17 protein-coding genes are annotated in these 16,507 nt (G+C 72.5%); 9 read left to right on the top strand and 8 right to left on the bottom strand.

What is annotated here, in order from left to right:
• Positions 1-11 precede the first annotated feature (11 nt).
• From M8C17_RS09705 to M8C17_RS09680, 6 genes are all read left to right on the top strand, one after another.
• Positions 12-2,222 (top strand): bifunctional glycosyltransferase family 2 protein/CDP-glycerol:glycerophosphate glycerophosphotransferase, encoded by a 2,211-nt coding sequence (locus M8C17_RS09705; protein WP_252416072.1) that lies wholly within the window; start codon positions 12-14, stop codon positions 2,220-2,222.
• A gap of 80 nt (positions 2,223-2,302) precedes the next feature.
• Positions 2,303-3,655, top strand: a complete 1,353-nt coding sequence (locus M8C17_RS09700) for an ABC transporter ATP-binding protein (RefSeq protein ID WP_256482362.1) — start codon at positions 2,303-2,305, stop codon at positions 3,653-3,655.
• A gap of 93 nt (positions 3,656-3,748) precedes the next feature.
• Positions 3,749-4,747 (top strand): hypothetical protein, encoded by a 999-nt coding sequence (locus M8C17_RS09695; protein ID WP_252416071.1) that lies wholly within the window; start codon positions 3,749-3,751, stop codon positions 4,745-4,747.
• Between the two features lie 63 nt (positions 4,748-4,810).
• Positions 4,811-5,275 carry a DUF4442 domain-containing protein gene (locus M8C17_RS09690; protein WP_252416070.1) on the top strand — a complete coding sequence of 155 codons (465 nt, stop codon included), beginning with the start codon at positions 4,811-4,813 and terminating at the stop codon, positions 5,273-5,275.
• Positions 5,276-5,336: 61 nt separating this feature from the next.
• Positions 5,337-6,128 carry an HAD family phosphatase gene (locus M8C17_RS09685; RefSeq protein ID WP_252416069.1) on the top strand — a complete coding sequence of 264 codons (792 nt, stop codon included), beginning with the start codon at positions 5,337-5,339 and terminating at the stop codon, positions 6,126-6,128.
• A complete protein-coding gene (locus M8C17_RS09680) occupies positions 6,125-8,497 on the top strand; it encodes a glycoside hydrolase family 65 protein (RefSeq protein ID WP_252416068.1) in 2,373 nt (790 codons plus the stop codon). Before M8C17_RS09685 ends, M8C17_RS09680 begins: the two co-directional genes overlap by 4 nt.
• Positions 8,498-8,573: 76 nt before the next feature.
• Here M8C17_RS09680 and M8C17_RS09675 read toward each other — a convergent pair whose 3' ends face one another.
• On the bottom strand, positions 8,574-8,753 hold the full coding sequence (locus tag M8C17_RS09675) for a hypothetical protein (protein WP_252416067.1): 180 nt from the start codon (positions 8,751-8,753) through the stop codon (positions 8,574-8,576).
• Between the two features lie 171 nt (positions 8,754-8,924).
• On the opposite strand from M8C17_RS09675, the gene M8C17_RS09670 reads away from it, so the two are divergent.
• The gene (locus tag M8C17_RS09670) at positions 8,925-9,602 is read left to right on the top strand and encodes a dienelactone hydrolase family protein (protein ID WP_252416066.1); all 678 of its coding nucleotides are present in this window, start codon (positions 8,925-8,927) and stop codon (positions 9,600-9,602) included.
• On the opposite strand, the gene M8C17_RS09665 is transcribed toward M8C17_RS09670, so the two are convergent.
• Positions 9,597-10,730: an AI-2E family transporter gene (locus tag M8C17_RS09665; protein WP_252416065.1), complete on the bottom strand. Its 1,134-nt coding sequence runs from the start codon at positions 10,728-10,730 to the stop codon at positions 9,597-9,599. The genes M8C17_RS09670 and M8C17_RS09665 overlap by 6 nt on opposite strands.
• A 194-nt stretch (positions 10,731-10,924) precedes the next feature.
• On the opposite strand from M8C17_RS09665, the gene M8C17_RS09660 reads away from it, so the two are divergent.
• Entirely contained in the window at positions 10,925-11,095 is a 171-nt protein-coding gene (locus M8C17_RS09660; RefSeq protein ID WP_256482448.1) for an antitoxin, read from the top strand.
• 99 nt (positions 11,096-11,194) lie between these two features.
• Here the strand turns inward: M8C17_RS09660 and M8C17_RS09655 are convergent, their stop codons facing one another.
• Positions 11,195-11,800, bottom strand: coding sequence for a hemerythrin domain-containing protein (locus M8C17_RS09655; RefSeq protein ID WP_252416064.1), 606 nt, complete (start codon positions 11,798-11,800; stop codon positions 11,195-11,197).
• 151 nt (positions 11,801-11,951) lie between these two features.
• Here M8C17_RS09655 and M8C17_RS09650 point away from each other — a divergent pair, with 151 nt between their 5' ends.
• Positions 11,952-13,277 (top strand): FUSC family protein, encoded by a 1,326-nt coding sequence (locus tag M8C17_RS09650; RefSeq protein ID WP_252416063.1) that lies wholly within the window; start codon positions 11,952-11,954, stop codon positions 13,275-13,277.
• Positions 13,278-13,289: 12 nt separating this feature from the next.
• On the opposite strand, the gene M8C17_RS09645 is transcribed toward M8C17_RS09650, so the two are convergent.
• The 5 genes from M8C17_RS09645 to M8C17_RS09625 all read right to left on the bottom strand — a co-directional run bounded on the left by M8C17_RS09645 (position 13,290) and on the right by M8C17_RS09625 (position 16,495).
• Positions 13,290-13,952, bottom strand: a complete 663-nt coding sequence (locus tag M8C17_RS09645; RefSeq protein WP_252416062.1) for a C39 family peptidase — start codon at positions 13,950-13,952, stop codon at positions 13,290-13,292.
• Between the two features lie 328 nt (positions 13,953-14,280).
• Entirely contained in the window at positions 14,281-14,688 is a 408-nt protein-coding gene (locus M8C17_RS09640) for a pyridoxamine 5'-phosphate oxidase family protein (protein ID WP_252416061.1), read from the bottom strand.
• A gap of 31 nt (positions 14,689-14,719) precedes the next feature.
• The gene (locus M8C17_RS09635) at positions 14,720-15,055 is read right to left on the bottom strand and encodes a YkvA family protein (RefSeq protein WP_252416060.1); all 336 of its coding nucleotides are present in this window, start codon (positions 15,053-15,055) and stop codon (positions 14,720-14,722) included.
• 51 nt (positions 15,056-15,106) lie between these two features.
• On the bottom strand, positions 15,107-15,904 hold the full coding sequence (locus tag M8C17_RS09630; RefSeq protein WP_252416059.1) for a hypothetical protein: 798 nt from the start codon (positions 15,902-15,904) through the stop codon (positions 15,107-15,109).
• A 234-nt stretch (positions 15,905-16,138) separates the two neighbouring features.
• Complete coding sequence (locus M8C17_RS09625; protein ID WP_252416058.1) at positions 16,139-16,495, bottom strand: hypothetical protein; 357 nt, start codon at positions 16,493-16,495, stop codon at positions 16,139-16,141.
• Between the last annotated feature and the right edge of the window lie 12 nt (positions 16,496-16,507).

Raw genomic sequence — 16,507 nt, 5'->3', positions numbered from 1 at the left:
GGGACGGCCGGATGACCCTGATCAGTTTCGTGGTACCGGCCTTCCGGGTGCAGGGATACCTGCGCGAGTGTCTCGACTCGATCCTCGGCCAGCCGGAGACCGACCTCGAAGTGATCGCCGTCGACGACTGCTCACCGGACTCGAGCGGCGAGATCATCGACGAGTACGCGGCCCGTGACCAGCGGGTCCGCTCGGTCCGGCTGTCGGAGAACGTCGGCCTCGGTCCAGCCCGCAACATCGGGCTGGACCGGGCCGTCGGCGAGTACGTGTGGTTCCTCGACGGCGACGACTGGCTGGCGCCGGAGTGCCTGCCAGGCGTGGCCGAGCGGCTGCGGGACACCCGACCGGACGTGCTGCTGGTCGACCACGTCCGGACGCACTGGAACGACACCGCCACCCGCAGCGCCATGGCCGAGGTGTTCCCGGAGCCGCCCGGCGCGACCACCTTCCGGCTGCGGGAGCGGCCGGAGGCGATGCGGCTGCTGCACACCGCGTGGAACCGGGTGGTCCGCCGGGAGTTCCTGGTCGAGATGGGGCTGCGCTTCGCGCCCGGCTGGTACGAGGACGTCTCGTTCAGCTACCCGGTGCTGATGGCGGCGCAGCGGATCGGCGTACTCGACCTGGTCTGCGTCAACTACCGGCAGCGCCGTGCCGGTGCGATCACCCGGACCCGCGGTGACCGGCATTTCGAGGTGTTCCCGCAGTGGCACCGGGTCTTCCACCTGATGGATTCCTGGGGGCCGGCGGTGGGCGATCTGCGGCCGGCGGTCTTCGAGCGGATGATCTGGCACTACCTGACCGTGCTCGGCAACGGCCAGCGGATCGCCCCGGAGCTGCGGCCGGCCTTCTTCGCGCAGATCACCGCCGACTACGCGCGGTGGCTGCCGGAGGGCGGCTATCCCGTGCCGGACGGGGTGGAGGGGATCAAACACCGACTGGTCGCCACCGGCCGCTGGCGGACGTTCAGCGCGTTGCGGACCGCCAGCCGGGCCCGCGACGTGGCCCGCCGACAGGCCCGTACCGCGCGGCGCCGGGTCGCTCCGGCAGCCCGGCGCGGCGCCCGGCTGACCCGGGACGGCCTGCTGCGCGAGTACTACCGGGCGGAGCTGCGCCGGCCGGTGGACCCGACGCTCGCGGTGTACGCGGCCTACTGGTACCGGGGCTACGCCTGCAACCCGGCGGCGATCTACGAGGTGGCCCGCCGGCTGGCTCCGGGGGTGCGGGGTGTGTGGATCGTGCGCCGGGACCGGGTGGACACCGTGCCGGCCGGGGCGGAGTACGTCGTCGCCGGCACCCCGGCGTACTACCGGGCGCTGGCCCGCGCCCGGTGGCTGGTCAACAACGTCAACTTCCCGGACTTCGTCCGTAAGCGGCCGGAGCAGGTGCACGTGCAGACCCACCACGGCACGCCGGTCAAGGTAATGGGGTTGGACCAGCAGCGCTACCCGATCGGGGCGGGCCGGATGGACTTTCCGGGGCTGCTGCGCCGGGTGGACCGCTGGGACTACAGCGTCAGCGCGAACAGCTTCTCCACCCAGATGTGGGATCGGGCCTACCCGGCCACGTACACCACGCTGGAGGTGGGCTACCCGCGCAACGACCGGCTGGTCACCGCCGGCCCGGACGAGGTGCGCCGGCTGCGCGCGGACTTCGGCATCGGCCCCGACGAGCAGGTCGTGTTGTACGCCCCGACGCACCGCGAGCACCTGCCCGGCTACCGTCCACCGTTCGACCCGGACCGGTTCGTCGACGCCGTGGGTGAGTCCGGCCGGCTGCTGATGCGCAGCCACTACTTCCACGACCGGGATCGCCGCCCGGGACGGCAGGTGGACCGGGAGCGGGTCCGTGACGTCAGCGGCCACCAGCGGGTCGAGGATCTCTACCTGATCGCCGACGTGCTGGTCACCGACTACTCCTCGGCGATGTTCGACTACGCGGTCCTGGATCGGCCGATCGTGCTCTACACCCCGGACTGGGAGGCGTACCGGCTGGCGCGGGGGGTCTACTTCGACGTCACGGCGGAACCGCCGGGCGCGGTGGCGACCACCTTCGCCGACCTGCTCGACCTGTTCCGTACCGATGCGGTGCGCTCGGACGCGGCGGTGAAGGCCCGCGAGCACTTCCGGGGTCGGTTCTGTGCGCTGGAGGACGGGCACGCGGCGGAGCGGGTGGTGCGTCGGGTGTTCCTGGACGAGCCGATCGGGCTGTCGCCGCGCTGCTGATCGCGCCGGGCACCGGCGTGTGTCGATTAATAGCGGCGTCATCGATCGAACATGAGACGTTCACCCGATGTGCTTATCGAATGATCCTGGTCACAGTCTTGTGGGGTTCGGCCGACGAGCTGGGGGAGGAGACGGTGACCACCGTCGCGCTCAAGGATGTCAGCAAGATCTTCAAGGACGGCACACTGGCCGTCGACAGCATCAACCTGGACGTGAACGACGGCGAGTTCATGGTGCTGCTCGGCCCGTCGGGCTGCGGCAAATCCACGGTGCTGCGAATGATCGCGGGTCTGGAGGATCCGACCCAGGGCGCCGTGCTGCTCGACGGGGAACTCGCCAACGACCTGCCGCCGCGCGATCGGAAGATCGCGATGGTCTTCCAGGACTTCGCGCTCTATCCGCACATGACCGTCGGCGACAACATCGCCTTCCCGCTGCGGCTGGCGGGGGTGGAGCCGACGCCGCGGGGTGAGCGGGTCGGCGACGTGGCCAGCGCGCTGGGCATCGGCGACGTGCTCGCCCGCAAGCCCGGCCAGCTCTCCGGCGGGCAGCGGCAGCGGGTCGCGATGGGCCGGGCGATCGTCCGCCGGCCGGGGCTGTTCCTGATGGACGAGCCGTTGTCCAACCTTGACAGTGGGCTGCGCGCCGAGCTGCGCGCGGAGATCTCGGGCCTGACCCGGGAGTTGGGCGTCACCACCGTCTACGTCACCCACGACCAGGCCGAGGCGCTCACCATGGCGGACCGGGTGGCGATCATGCGCAGGGGCGTGCTCCAGGACGTGGGCACCCCCACCCAGGTGTACGGCCGGCCGGCGACGCTCTACGTGGCCGCCTTCCTGGGCAGCCCGCGGATGAACCTGCTGGAGGCGTCGGTCTACGTCCACCTCGACCGGTACGTCACGCTCAACCTCGGCGAGCAGTCGCTCTACCTGCCCTGGGACGACATCCGCAGCCGGGTGGTGGCGCACTACCACGGTGAGCGGATCGTGGTCGGCATGCGGGCCGAGGCGCTGACCCCGGTCAGCCCGGACAGCCCCGGGGACGTGCTGCGCGGCCGGATCCGCTACCTGGAGCACCACGGGCACGAGTCACTGGCGTTCCTCGACATCGGGGCCACGGCGATCGTGGTCGACGAGATGGGCGCACCGCTGGAGCCGCCACCGCTGGGCCAGCGCGGCCTGCGCCGGTTCGGCTCGGTCATGCAGCGACTCACCGGCCGGCCGGTGGAGGCGGACGACTCGCAGGGTGGCGGCACCCGGACGAGCGTGCTTCCCGACCCGGGCCGGCACCACCGCCGCCCGGCGGAGCTGGCGGTGCGGCTGGCGCCGTACCCGGCGGTCGCCGCCGGCCATCCGCTCGCCGTCTCGGTCCGGATGGACGCGCTGCACTTCTTCGACGAGCGCGGAGCCCGGATCGACGTGGGGTGGCGTTGACACCACGCCGGAGCGGGGTGGCGGCGACGCCGCCGGTGTCCTACCGTCTGCGCACCCAGTCCACTGTGAAACACCACCGAGAGGGGTCCACCCGTGTCGGGTGACCGTCCCAGCCCGCTCGTCATCGAGCGGATCCTCCGCGATCGGCAGGGCATCTGGCAGCAGATCGTGGCCGAACGTGACCTGAACGCGTTGACCGGGCGGATGCTGGCCAGCTCCGCCATCGCGCTCGCCTGCTACGGCGCGGTGCTGGGCGCGTTCCACAGCCCGTTGATGGCGCTGACCTCCGCGTTGAAGCTGCCGCTGCTGTTCCTGGTCACGCTGGCGATCTGCCTGCCCACCCTCTACCTGTTCAACCTGGTCTTCGGCGCCCGGCTCTCGGTGCGCCAGTCGCTGGCGCTGGTGATGGTGGCGATCACGGTCACCTCGATGCTCGCGGTGGCGTTCGCACCGATCAGCCTCTTCTTCCTGATCACCGCGCCCGACTACGGCTTCTTCAAGCTGCTCAACGTGGCGATCCTGACCCTGTCGGCGGTGGTCGGGCTGCGCTTCCTGACCGGGGGGATGCAGGTGCTCAACGATCACGGCCTGCTCGCGCCGGAGGCGGCCCAGGCCCAGGCGGCTCCGGCCGCCGTGCCGGTTTCCGCCCAGGTCGCCGAGCCGGTCGCCGTGCCGGTCGGAGCGGCGGTGGCCGGGTCGGCCGGTACGGCCCCGAACGGCGCCGCCCCCGACGCCGCGTCGCCCGCCGTGGCGGCCCCGGCCCAGGTTCCTGCGCAGGCCCAGGGGCAGGTTCCGGCGCAGTGGCCCGGGCAGCCCGCCGGTGTCTCGTTCCCGCCCGGCATGCTGCCGCCCGGCCACCCGGCGTCGCAGCACCCGTGGGGTGCCCGGCCGACGCGGTCCGCCCAGCTGGCGGAGCGGCCGGCCAGCATGACGCTGCTCTACATCTGGATCCTGCTGTTCGGGTTCGTCGGCACCCAGTTGGCCTGGACCCTTCGTCCGTTCTTCGGTGACCCCGAGCAGGATTTCGCCCTGTTCCGCAGCATCGACGGCAACTTCTACGCGGAGATCCTGCGGACCATCGCCAACCTCTGAGCAGTGGCGCAACCTGGGAAATGCCTGGTTGCAGGGGTGGTTACCGGCTAGTAACGTCGGGCCATGACCATCGACTCCCGCCAGGTGGCGGCCGGCATGCTGGAAGCCGTGCCGTTCGCCCGCACGCTCGGCTTCGAATTCGTCGAGGTGGCACCCGAGGCGGAGGGCGGGGTGCGGGCGGTCGTCCGGCTCCCCGACTCTCCGGCCACCCACAACCACGTCGGCGGCCCGCACGCCGGGGCCATGTTCACCCTCGGTGAGACGGCCTCCGGCGCGGTGGTGGTGGCCGCCTTCGGGCAGCTGTTCGACCGCGCCGTTCCGCTCGCCGTCCGCGCCGAGATCGCCTACCGCAAGCTGGCCCGGGGTTCGGTGCTGGCCACCGCGCGACTCGGCCGGCCGGCTCTCGAGGTCATCGACGAACTGGAGGCCGGCCGGCGGCCCGAGTTCCCGGTCGAGGTGGAGATCACCACCGAGGACGGCACGCCCACCTCGGCCATGACCGTGATCTGGACGCTGCGGCCGAACTGAGCCGCGCCGACGGCGGCGGAAACGAGGTTTCGCGGCCCGGCGGGGTGGTTAGATTCGTAGCGTGCTGGGCCTACCTGCTCACGTGACCGCCTGTCTCTTCGATCTGGACGGTGTGCTGACGCAGACCGCCCGGGTGCACAACGCCGCCTGGACGCAGACGTTCGACGAGTTCCTGCGGCAGCGCGCCACGGCGACCGGCCAGCCGTTCCAGCCGTTCGACCCCGGCCCCGACTACAACCGCTACGTCGACGGCCGGCCCCGGGCCGACGGCGTCCGGTCCTTCCTCGCCTCCCGGGGGATCGTGCTGCCGGAGGGCAGCCCCGACGACCCACCGGACGCCGACACGGTCAACGGCATCGGCAACCGCAAGAACGTCCTGCTCCTGGAGCGCCTGCGCACCTCCGGTGTCGAGGTCTACCCGGGTTCGGTGCTGTACCTACAGGCGGCTGCCGCCGCCGGGTTGCGTCGGGCCGTGGTGACCGCGAGCGCCAACGGGCACGAGGTGGTGGCGGCCGCCGGGCTGGAGCCCCTGCTGGAGGCGCGGGTCGACGGGCTCGTCGCCCGGGCGCAGGGGCTGCGCGGCAAGCCGCACCCCGACACGTTCCTGGCCGGGGCCACCATGCTCGGCGTCGATCCGGCCCAGGCCGCCGTCTTCGAGGACGCGCTGTCCGGGGTCGCGGCCGGCCGTGCCGGAGGCTTCGGTTACGTGATCGGCGTCGACCGGGTCGGGCAGGCCGACGAGCTGCGCGCGCACGGCGCCGACATCGTCGTCAAGGACCTCGCCGACCTGCTCGAAGCGCCCGACGCCCCGCCGGTGGCGACGCACCCGACCACCGAACGGGGTTCCGCGTGATCAGGGAGCGGGCCTATCCGGTCGAGCCGTGGCACGTCCGGGAGACCCGGCTGGACATGGACGTGCTGGCCCAGTCGGAGTCGGTCTTCGCGCTGTCCAACGGGCACGTCGGGCTGCGCGGCAACCTCGACGAGGGCGAGCCGCACGGCCTGCCCGGCACCTACCTCAACTCGTTCTACGAGCTGCGCCCGCTGCCGTACGCGGAGGCCGGCTACGGCTTCCCCGAGTCGGGGCAGACGATCGTCAACGTCACCAACGGCAAACTGGTGCGGCTGCTGGTCGACGACGAACCGCTCGACGTGCGCTACGGCGAGCTGCTCAGCCACGAGCGCATCCTCGACATGCGGGCTGGCACCCTGCACCGGGAGCTGCACTGGCGGTCACCGGCCGGCCGGGAGGTCAAGGTCCGCAGCACCCGGCTGGTGTCGTTCACCCAACGGTCGGTCGCCGCCATCAACTACGAGGTGGAGGCCGTCGACGGCCCGCTGCGGCTGATCGTGCAGTCCGAGCTGGTGGCCAACGAGACGCTCCCCCCGCAGAGCAAGGACCCCCGGGTCGCGGCGGTGCTCGAGTCGCCGTTGCAGGCCGAGGAGGAACTCACCACCCCCGACGGTGGACAGCTGATCCACCGCACCAAGGTCTCCGGCCTGCGAGTGGCCGCCGCGATGGAACACGAGGTGCACGGCCCGGACCACACCACCATCGAGTCCGAGGGCTACGAGGACTGGGTCCGCACCACCATCGGTTGCGTACTCAAGCCCGGCGAGAAGCTACGGGTGGTCAAGTACCTGACGTACGGCTGGTCGAGCCGGCGATCCCTGCCCGCCCTGCGCGACCAGGTCGGCGCGGCGCTGGCCGGCGCCCGGCTGGACGGCTGGGACGGGCTCTGCCGGGAGCAGCGCGGCTACCTCGACGAGTTCTGGGACGCCGCCGACGTGCGGGTCGAAGGAGACCCGGAGGTGCAGCAGGCCGTCCGGTTCGGCCTCTTCCACGTGCTCCAGGCCGGTGCCCGGGCCGAGCGACGGCCGATCTCGGCGAAAGGGCTGACCGGCCCCGGCTACGACGGGCACGCGTTCTGGGACACCGAGATGTTCGTCCTGCCGGTGCTCACCTACACCCAGCCGAGCGCGGTGCGCAACGCGCTGTACTGGCGGCACAGCACCCTGGAGCTGGCCCGTGAACGGGCGGAGACGCTGAGTCTCAAGGGCGCCGCCTTCCCCTGGCGAACCATCGAGGGCCCGGAATCATCCGGGTACTGGCCGGCCGGCACGGCGGCCTTCCACATCGCCGCCGACGTCGCCGACGCGCTGCGCCGCTACGTGCTGGTCACCGGGGACACCGAGGCCGAGCGGGAGATCGGGCTGGACCTGCTGGTGGAGACCGCCCGGCTGTGGCGCTCGATCGGCCACCACGACCGGCACGGGCAGTTCCACATCGACGGGGTCACCGGCCCGGACGAGTACACGGCGGTGAAGAACGACAACATCTACACCAATCTGATGGCGCAGCGGAACCTGCTCACCGCTGCCGAGGTGGTGATGCGCTACCGGGACGAGGCGTTCCACCTCGGGGTCACCGACGAGGAGGCGGCGAGCTGGCGGGACGCGGCCATCTCGATGCACGTCCCGTACGACGACGAGCTCGACGTCCACCAGCAGGTGGAGGGGTTCACCCGTCTCCAGGAGTGGGAATTCGCGCACACACCCGCGGAGAAGTACCCGCTGCTGCTGCACTACCCGTACTTCCAGCTGTACCGCAAACAGGTGATCAAGCAGGCCGACCTGGTCCTGGCCATGCACTGGCGGGGGGACGCGTTCACCTCCGAACAGAAGGTCCGCAACTTCCTCTACTACGAGCGCCGCACCGTGCGCGACTCGTCGCTGTCGGCCTGCACCCAGGCGGTGCTCGCCGCCGAGGTGGGCTTTCCGGAGCTGGCACACACCTACCTGCGCGAGGCCGCGCTGATGGACCTGCACGACCTCAACGAGAACACCCGCGACGGCGTGCACATGGCCTCGCTGGCCGGTGCGTGGCTCGCCCTTGTCGGCGGGCTCGGCGGTTTGCGGGACCACGACGGCCAACTGTCGTTCGCGCCCCGGCTCTCCAGCCGGCTCAGCCGGCTGGAGTTCTCGCTCCAGTGGCGCGGGCTGGCCCTGCGGGTGGACGTCCGACCGCACCAGACGACGTACTCGCTGCGCCACGGCGGCCCGGAGGACGTGGTGGAGCTGCGCCACCACGACCAGTTGCTGCGGGTCACCTGCGACGAGCCGGTGACCGTACCCGTCCCACCGGCCGACCCGTCCGGGCCACCGCCGGAGCAGCCGCCGGGCCGCTCGCCACTGCTGCGGTTGCCCGAACACGACCAGTGACGGCCGGGGCGGGAGTGATCCCCGCCCCGGCCGCCGACGAGCGAACCTGCGCCCGCCCGGTTTGTCGACTACGAGATCAGATGGGCTCGCCGGTCGACGGGCGCCCGATCGCGTCCCGGGGCGCCATCGCCCGGGGATCATCGGGCAGGCGGGCCTGCGCGGCGTCGTCCGCCCAGTCCCGGTTGCGCTCGGCGTCCTGTTGGCGCCGGTCACGCTCGCTCATCTGCTGTTGCCGGGGCGACTGCTGCTCAGCCATGGCGATCCTCGCGATCCGTCGGGGCGCGGCTGCGCCGACACGGTCTGCGGTCGCTCGTCGCGTACCCGGGGACCTACCCGGCAAACGCGGAGCGGTCCGGCGGGCGGCTCCGGGCGTGGGGTGCGGCGGGCGGGGTACCCGGGACGGACGGCCAGCACGCGGAGGTGGGGTATGGACGAGCAGCGCAGCACGGTGACGATCCAGATCGGGGACGCCCAGCTCCCCGCCGACCTGATGGTGCCCGCCCAGCCCGTCGGCGTGGTGCTGTTCGCACACGGCAGCGGCAGCTCCCGCCACAGCCCCCGCAACGTGGCGGTGGCCCGGACGCTGAACGGGCGCGGCCTCGGCACGGTGCTCGTGGACCTGCTGACCCCGGCCGAGGACCAGGTGGACGCCCGCACCGCCGAACTGCGGTTCGACATCGGGCTCCTGGCCAGCCGGCTGGCCGGCATCGTCGACTGGTTGGCGGCCGAGCGTCCCGCCGGTGACGTGCCGATCGGTCTCTTCGGGGCCAGTACGGGTGCCGCCGCCGCCCTGGTCGCGGCGGCGTACCGCGCCGACCGGGTGGGCGCCGTCGTCTCCCGGGGCGGTCGACCGGACCTGGCCGGTGCCGCTCTGGCGCAGGTGCGTACGCCGACGTTGCTGCTGGTCGGTGGGCTGGACGAGGAAGTGATCGCGCTCAACGAGCAGGCGTTGGCCGAGATGGGGGAGGTCGGCGAGCTGCGGATCGTCCCGGGTGCCACCCACCTCTTCGAGGAGCCCGGCACCCTCGAGCAGGTCGCCGAGCATGCCGGCACCTGGTTCACCACCCATCTCACCCGTGCGCCTGCACCGTCGCGTCGCTCATGAGGCCGACGGGGCCCCCGCCACGTCCGTGGTGGCGGGGGTGGAGTGGTGACGTTGGACGGTGTCGATGATGCGCCAGAGGACGGCGGTGATCGGGACGCTGACGAAAGCTCCGGCGATGCCCGCGATCAGGGTGCCGGCGGTGACCGCCACCAGGATGACCGCCGGGTGCAGCCGGACCTGCCGCTTCATGACCAGCGGTTCCAGCAGGTTGCCCTCGATCTGCTGGACGGCGATCACCGCGGCGAGGGTGAGCAGCGCGGTGGTCGGCCCGTTGGCGGCCAGCGCCACGAGCACCGCCACCGCGCCGGCCACCGTGGCCCCGATGATGGGCACGAAACCGCCGAGGAAGGTGATCAGCGCCAGCGGCAGGGCGAGCGGCACCCGGAGCACCACCAGGGCCAGGCCGATGCCGATCGCGTCGATCGCGGCGATCAGCATGGTGCCCCGGCTGTAGGCACCCAACGTCTGCCACCCGGCGCGGCCGGCCTCGGTCACCACGGGCCGGTTCGGGCCGGTCATCCGGGACAGCACCCAGTGCCACATGGACCGGCCGTCCTTGAGCAGGAAGAAGAGCAGCACCAGGGCGAGCAGCGCGGAGCCGACCACCTCGCTGGCCGTCCGGGCACCCGCGACCGGGTCCGGCGAGCTGCCGCTCAGCCCCTGCCGGGCCTGGTCGACGAGCTTGTCGAGTTGGGCGTCGGTGACCGGCAGGGTGGAGGTGACGAAGTCCCGGCTGCGGTCCAGCCCCTGGGTCAGCTCCTGGCTGAGCTGGTCGAACTGGCTGGCGGTCAGGTTCCACACCAAGGCGCCGACCCCCACCAGGATGCCGAGGAGCAGCAGCACGGTGAGCAGCGCGGCCAGCGCCGCCGGCAGCCGCAGGCGGCGCAGCCGCAGCAGCACCGGGTCGAGCAGCGCGGTGAGGAAGATGGTGGCGGCCAGCGCGATGGCCAGGGGCGCCAGCAGTACGGCGATCCGGCCCAGCAGATAGAGACCGGCGACGACCACCACCAGGCAGGCGCTCCACAGCACCGCGGTCCGGACCAGCCAGGGCAGGGCGGCCCACGCCTGACGCGGCCCGGAGCCGCCCGTCGTCGCCCCGGTGCCCGGCCCGGGTTCGTCTACCGCCATGTCGGTCCTCCTCGATCTCCGCGACGTCGTACCCGGCCAGCGGCGCGCCGACACCCGTGCCGCCTCGACACCGGTGTACAGGGGACGGTCCGAGCGACGAGTCGTGGGGCGAGATCAACCGGTTTGCACCCTCCGGCACAGGGAACCCGAACGGGAGTGCATCTGACTGGAGGAGGACCGCCGTGGGTGACTTCATGGACAAGGCCAAGGATTTCGCCGACAAGCACGACAAGCAGGTCGACCAGGGGTTGGACAAGGCCGGCGACATGGCTGACAAGCGCACCGGTGGAAAGTACGACGACCAGATCGACAAGGGTGTGGACCAGGCTCAGGCGCGTACCGGCGAAGGCGACCAGGTTCGCTGACGCACCGGACGTGATCCCGGGTCGCCACGGACGTGGCGACCCGGGATCGTCCTGTGCGGACTGTTCGTCACCCGACGTTCGCGCCTGACTCCCGCTGGGTCAGGTTTGCTGCTTGTCGCGCAGCTCGCTCATCGAGGTCGGGCGGCCGTCCAGCGCGTCGCGGAGCCGGTCGACCAGACCGGTGCCGGGGTTGACGATCTTGTTGGCCGGCGGACGGTCCGGCGCCGCCGGGTGCGGCCTGGTCGGCGCGCTCTTCTTGATCGCCGTGACCTTGCCGGCCAGCTCGGCCAGTTCCTCCCCGGCCACCGCGGCACGCAACCGGGGGAAGAGCTCGCTCTCCTCGTCCTCCACATGGTGCCGAATGGTGCTGGTCAGGTGGGCGAGCAGCTCGTCGAAGCGCGGATCGGACGGGTCGAGGGCCTCCAGGTCCTTCATGGTCCGCTCGGCGTCGGCGTGCTCGGTGATCTCGTGCTCGGCGATCTCGTCGCCGTCGGGCAGTGCCTTGCGGGCGAGCGGATAGACGTACGTCTCCTCGGCCACCGCGTGGCGGACGAGCTCGGCGATCACCACGTCGACGAGCTGGCGGCGGTGCTCGGGGGTGCCCTGCCGGGTCTCCAGCTCGACGAACAGTGTCTCGACCTCACGGTGGTCGGCGGTCAGGATGTCGATGACGTCCTGGCCGTCGGTGGTCTGTGGATTGGTCATGTCGCGGCCCCTTACCGGTTGCGGATCGGTAGGTGTGTGCGGCCCTGGTACCCCCCAGGGGCTGGGCAAATCCAGGGAGGCCGATGGTGTTGCCGTGGCGAGCGGGGCGGATGGGCACGATTGTCCGGCCGACGCCGGGGTAAGCGCCGCCATGGCCGATGACCGCCCACCTGCCGACAGTGACCGGTCGCGGCTCGGCCAGGCCGCCGAGCGCAGCGGCCAGGCGGTCGAACGGGTGCGACGCCGGGGAGGGCAGGCTGGTCGGATCCGGGCCCGGCAGTGGGAGATCACCCTGGTGATCGCGATCCAGGCCGGGCTGGCCGCGGCGCTCGCCGCCCTGATCGCCCAGCACCTGCTCGGCCCCGGAGCGCACGTCTTCGCCCCGGCCGCCGCCGTCGCCACGATCGCCACCGCCATCGGGCAGCGGGCGCGGCGCACCTTCGAGCTGCTGGGCGGGGTGGGCATCGGCATCGTCATCGGCGACGCGCTGCGCTACCTGCTCGGCTCGGGCCCGTGGCAGACCGGCGCGGTGGTCACGCTCGCCATCGCCAGCGCGCTGCTGGTGGCCGGAAGGGGCGGTCCGCTGGTCGGTCAGGCCGGTGGTACGGCGGTGCTGATCGCCACGCTGGCCCCGATGGAACGCGGCCTGGAGCTGCCCCGGATCTTCGACGCGCTCGTCGGCGGGGTGGTCGGCCTGGTGGTCGTCGCGCTGCTGTTGCCGATCAACCCGATGCGCGTACTGGATCGCGCCGTGGCACCGATCGTCACGGTCCTCCGTGAGCAGCTCGCCGAACTGGCGCAGGCGCTGCGGGAGCGCGACGCCGACCGGGCGGTGCGGGTCCTGGAGCGGCTGCGCGCCACCGAGGGCGACCTGGGTCGGCTGCACGAGTCGCTCAGCGGTGCGGAGGAGGTGGTGACGATCGCGCCGGCCCGCTGGCACCGGCGTGAGCAGTACCGCCGGTACGCCCACGCAGCCGAGCACCTGGAGCGGTTGACGCTGGACAGCCGGGCGCTGGCCCGCTGGTCGGCGACCGCCCTGCAGTACGGTGAGCCGATCCCGGACGAGCTGCCGGATGCGGTGGCCCGGCTGGGCCAGGCGGTGGCTGAGCTGCACTCCGAGCACCGGTCCGGCGAGGACCCCGAGCGGACTCGCCGGTTCGTCCGGGAGTGCGCCGAACTGGCTGGCCGGTCCGCTGCGATCGGGGTGCGCGAGTTCGGCGACGCGCTGGTTACCGGCCTGCGTACGGCGTGCAGCGACCTGCTCCGGGCCACCGGTTGTGAACCGGACGACGCCAACCGGATGGCGCGCCGAGCGGCCGGAGCTGGTGAGAAGGAGATACATCCGCCACCTCACCGGCAGATGCACCGGGCCCCGCCCAACCGCGCCGCCCGGGTCCGCCGACGGACACGGCTCAGCGCCCGGTACCGGAACGGCGACCGGGCCGGCCTCCCCGACAGGGGGAAACCGGCCCGGTGAAAACCGTCGGGGTCAGGAGGAGTAGCCCCGCTCGGCGATCCAGTTGGCGACCTTCGGCAGGCTCATCCAGTACTCGCCCAGCGCCGGGTTGGCCGGGTCGGCGACCCGGATCAGGTCCCCGCCGTCGCGGTAGCCGACCAGGGTCAGGTAGTGGCCGCCCTCGTACGAGTGCGGGTTGCCGTCGGTGTCCACGGCCGTGCCCTTGATGTTGGCCACCACCGGCCGGCCCGCGTCCACCGCGGCCAGCACGTCCCGGCGCAGCTGATCGACCTGCTCGGGGCGAGCCACCGAGTCGCGGATCTCGGTGGTCCGGTACGTGCCGCCGGTCAGCTCGTTCAGCACCCGGGTGGTGTCCAGGGCCGAGGGGGTGCCGGCCTCGGTGGTGCCGAGGAGCTTGGCGACCTCGTCCTGGGAGACGGCCTTACCCTGCGCGGACAGCGCGATCCGGGTGGCTGCCGGGCCGCAGTAGTAGAAGTTCGGCTGGGCCTGGTAGTCGATGCCGAGGATCCGCTCGGCGGAACGCTGGTTGCCCCGGTCGCTCTGGCTCGACGAGGTCGGGGCGCCGACGCCCTGCACCGGCGCGGCCTGCGCGGCCACAGCGGGGCCGAGGGCGCAACCGCCCGCGACCAGCAGGCCGGCGACGGACAGACCGCTCTTCTGGATGATCGGGTTCATGGTCGAGTCTCCGTTCGGGGGTTGGGGCCTCCGACGGGCGGAGGGCAGCAGCACCGGGAAGGGCGCTCGGCTCATCAGGTGGGCGACGACCCTCGGCGGCTCGGCCGTGGGGCGTACCGGGGACGTAACGGCTCTGCTCCGGCGTGCATTCCGCCACCGGTTGTCGCTACGAACGTCGCGACCTGGTGCAACGGCTGCCGGTCGGGCGCGATTCCGGGCCCGACGTGCCGCTGCTCACGGCTCCGACAGCGACCATGAAAACGGATAATTCGGGCATCAACCGGACAAACACCCCGGCTCGTGCGACCGGCGAGAGGATGCCGACGGGTCAGAGGCTGCCCAGCAGGCCCGTCACGGTGATCTCGATGACCACCCGTTCCGGATTCGGGCGCGGGGTGCGATACCGCTCGGCGTAGCGGCGTTCCGCCTCCGCAACGGCGGCCCGATCCGACCTGAGCACCGCGCGGCCCTCGATCGTCAGCCAGCGGCGGCCGTCGACGTGACACACGGCCACCGGGGTGCCTGCCGCGCCGGCAGCGGCCACCTGACGGGCCTTGTGGGAGGTGTTGGAGGTGATCACCCGGGCCAGCCCGGCGGCCGCGTCGAGGGTGACCCCGACGGGCACCACGTGCGGGGTGCCGTCGGCACGCAGGGTCGTCAGCGTGGCGAGGTGCCGTTCGGCGCAGAAGGCGGCGACGCGGTCGTCGTGCACGTCCAGCCGATGATCGCCCGCCATGCCCGTCCCCCGTCCACCGAACCGACCTCGATCATTTCACGCGGCGGCGTACGCGGTCCGGCGGCGCGTCCGGCTGTCCTGGCAGCCGCCGCTCGGCCGCCCGGCGCTGCTGCACCAGCCGGGTCAGGTAGATCAGTGCGCCGGCCAGGACGCCCATGTCGTCCAGGTAGATCGGGTCCGGAAGCAGGTCGACCGGAAAGATCGTGTAGATCAGCGCGCCGTAGAAGGCGACCTTGCCCCCCGCGCCGAGCCCGGTCAGCAGGCGGCGGGTCCGCACCACCCGCACCGCCAGCACCACCGCGCCGACCAGTGTGGCGATGGCCAGAATGCCGGCGACCACCACGAGGACCCACGCCTGTCGGGACATGGCGTCACGCTAACCCACCCGCGCCGGTGCGGGAACCGGCGCGCCAAGGGATCAGAAGGCGGGTACGGTCGCGCGACCGCGGGCGACCACCGCGTTCTCCCGGGTCTGCTCGACCGCGGGCCGGACGACCTCACTCAGCGGCAGCACCGACGCCGACTCCGCCACCCGCCGTCCGGTCGCCGCGTGGGCCTCCTCGCGCAGGCTGCGGGCCGCCGCCACGGCCATCTCCGCAGCCCGCCAGGCGGCCTGCTCCCGCTCCACGGCGGCAGCGTGTCGAGCCGCGAGATTGTCCCGGATCGCCCGCTGCAGCACCAACTCCTGCTCGACCGGGTGCAGCCGGGGGTCCCAGCCGCCACGATGCGCGAAGACGTCACTGAGCTGCTCCACCGACAGCTCCCGCCGCCAGTACGCGTCCAGCGCGGCCCGGTGCAGGTAGCGCTCGCGGTCGGCGTACTCGGCCGGGGTCCGGGCGGTGTGCGGCAGCGGCATCGCGGCAGCGGCACCGAGCCGTCGGACGGCCGCCTCGGCCGCCTCGTACGCCTGCCAGGCGGTCTCCACGGCCTCCTGCGCGGCCAGCCACTCCGAGCGGCGGCGTTGGGCGGTGGTGGTGGCCCGCTCGGCGGCCACCGCGACCTCCTGCGCGTAGCGGCTCTGCTCCCGTTCCTCGTGCGCCTGTTCGAGCTGGCTGGGCATGGCGGCGCGACGGATCCGGGAACCCGGGTCGATGCGGAACCTGCCGGGACGCAGCAGCAGGGCGGCGACAGCGACCACGACCACCCCGAGCAGGCCCAGCCAGATGGCGGCGGCCCGGGGCACGTCGGGCAGGAAGGCGGAGAGGACGGTCTGCATGATCAGCACCTCGCGGTCGAACGACGGGTATCGACGGTGGCGACGGACGGGTGTCCCGGCGGCACGGGCCGGGTGAACTGCCGAACCTCGGGCGGTCACCGCTGTGCGGCGTCTGCCGGTGGGGTCAGCGTTCGGGTGCTCTTCGGCCGGCGTGGTCACGGCGACGACTCCGGTAGCGGGACTGGCGCCCCGCACCGGACCGCGTGGGTCGCGGGCGCCGGTGGTCGGCCGAGGTCAGCGGGTGGGCGGGCCGCGTCGGGCCGGAGTGCCGCGGCCTGGCTCGATGGCCGCCGCGTGCTGCGGACCGGCGGTGACCGGACCGGTCGCCACGGTGGCGACGGTGCTGACCGGTCGGGATGGGGCGGGCTGGCTCGCCCGCTCGGTGGCCGCGGCGGCCTCGGGTCGGAGGGTGTCCACCCGGCTGCTCACGGCGCTGGGCCGCAGCTGCGTCGGTGCGGGAGGTGGGGTCGCGGCGAGCGCTCCTCCGATGCCGACCGCGAGCACCAGCGCGGTGAATGCCAGCCGGGTCAGCTCACGCACCGACCGCAGCGCAGCCCACCGGGCTGGGCGGACGAGCGCTGCAGAGGACACAGGACCAACCTA

Origin of the sequence: Micromonospora sp. RHAY321 (assembly GCF_023896955.1) — a bacterium.
Taxonomy (GTDB): domain Bacteria; phylum Actinomycetota; class Actinomycetes; order Mycobacteriales; family Micromonosporaceae; genus Micromonospora.
Note: the sequence above shows the minus strand (reverse complement) of the source record. Positions and strands in the feature narration are given on the sequence as shown.

Excerpts from the sequence above, each read along its gene's own strand:
- M8C17_RS09705 (WP_252416072.1), top strand. The coding sequence starts at position 12 with ATGACCCTGATCAGTTTCGTGGTACCGGCCTTCCGGGTGCAGGGATAC.
- M8C17_RS09700 (WP_256482362.1), top strand. The coding sequence starts at position 2,303 with ATGATCCTGGTCACAGTCTTGTGGGGTTCGGCCGACGAGCTGGGGGAG.
- M8C17_RS09690 (WP_252416070.1), top strand. The coding sequence starts at position 4,811 with ATGACCATCGACTCCCGCCAGGTGGCGGCCGGCATGCTGGAAGCCGTG.
- M8C17_RS09675 (WP_252416067.1), bottom strand. The coding sequence starts at position 8,753 with ATGGCTGAGCAGCAGTCGCCCCGGCAACAGCAGATGAGCGAGCGTGAC.
- M8C17_RS09670 (WP_252416066.1), top strand. The coding sequence starts at position 8,925 with ATGGACGAGCAGCGCAGCACGGTGACGATCCAGATCGGGGACGCCCAG.
- M8C17_RS09665 (WP_252416065.1), bottom strand. The coding sequence starts at position 10,730 with ATGGCGGTAGACGAACCCGGGCCGGGCACCGGGGCGACGACGGGCGGC.
- M8C17_RS09660 (WP_256482448.1), top strand. The coding sequence starts at position 10,925 with ATGGACAAGGCCAAGGATTTCGCCGACAAGCACGACAAGCAGGTCGAC.
- M8C17_RS09655 (WP_252416064.1), bottom strand. The coding sequence starts at position 11,800 with ATGACCAATCCACAGACCACCGACGGCCAGGACGTCATCGACATCCTG.
- M8C17_RS09650 (WP_252416063.1), top strand. The coding sequence starts at position 11,952 with ATGGCCGATGACCGCCCACCTGCCGACAGTGACCGGTCGCGGCTCGGC.
- M8C17_RS09645 (WP_252416062.1), bottom strand. The coding sequence starts at position 13,952 with ATGAACCCGATCATCCAGAAGAGCGGTCTGTCCGTCGCCGGCCTGCTG.
- M8C17_RS09640 (WP_252416061.1), bottom strand. The coding sequence starts at position 14,688 with ATGGCGGGCGATCATCGGCTGGACGTGCACGACGACCGCGTCGCCGCC.
- M8C17_RS09635 (WP_252416060.1), bottom strand. The coding sequence starts at position 15,055 with ATGTCCCGACAGGCGTGGGTCCTCGTGGTGGTCGCCGGCATTCTGGCC.
- M8C17_RS09630 (WP_252416059.1), bottom strand. The coding sequence starts at position 15,904 with ATGCAGACCGTCCTCTCCGCCTTCCTGCCCGACGTGCCCCGGGCCGCC.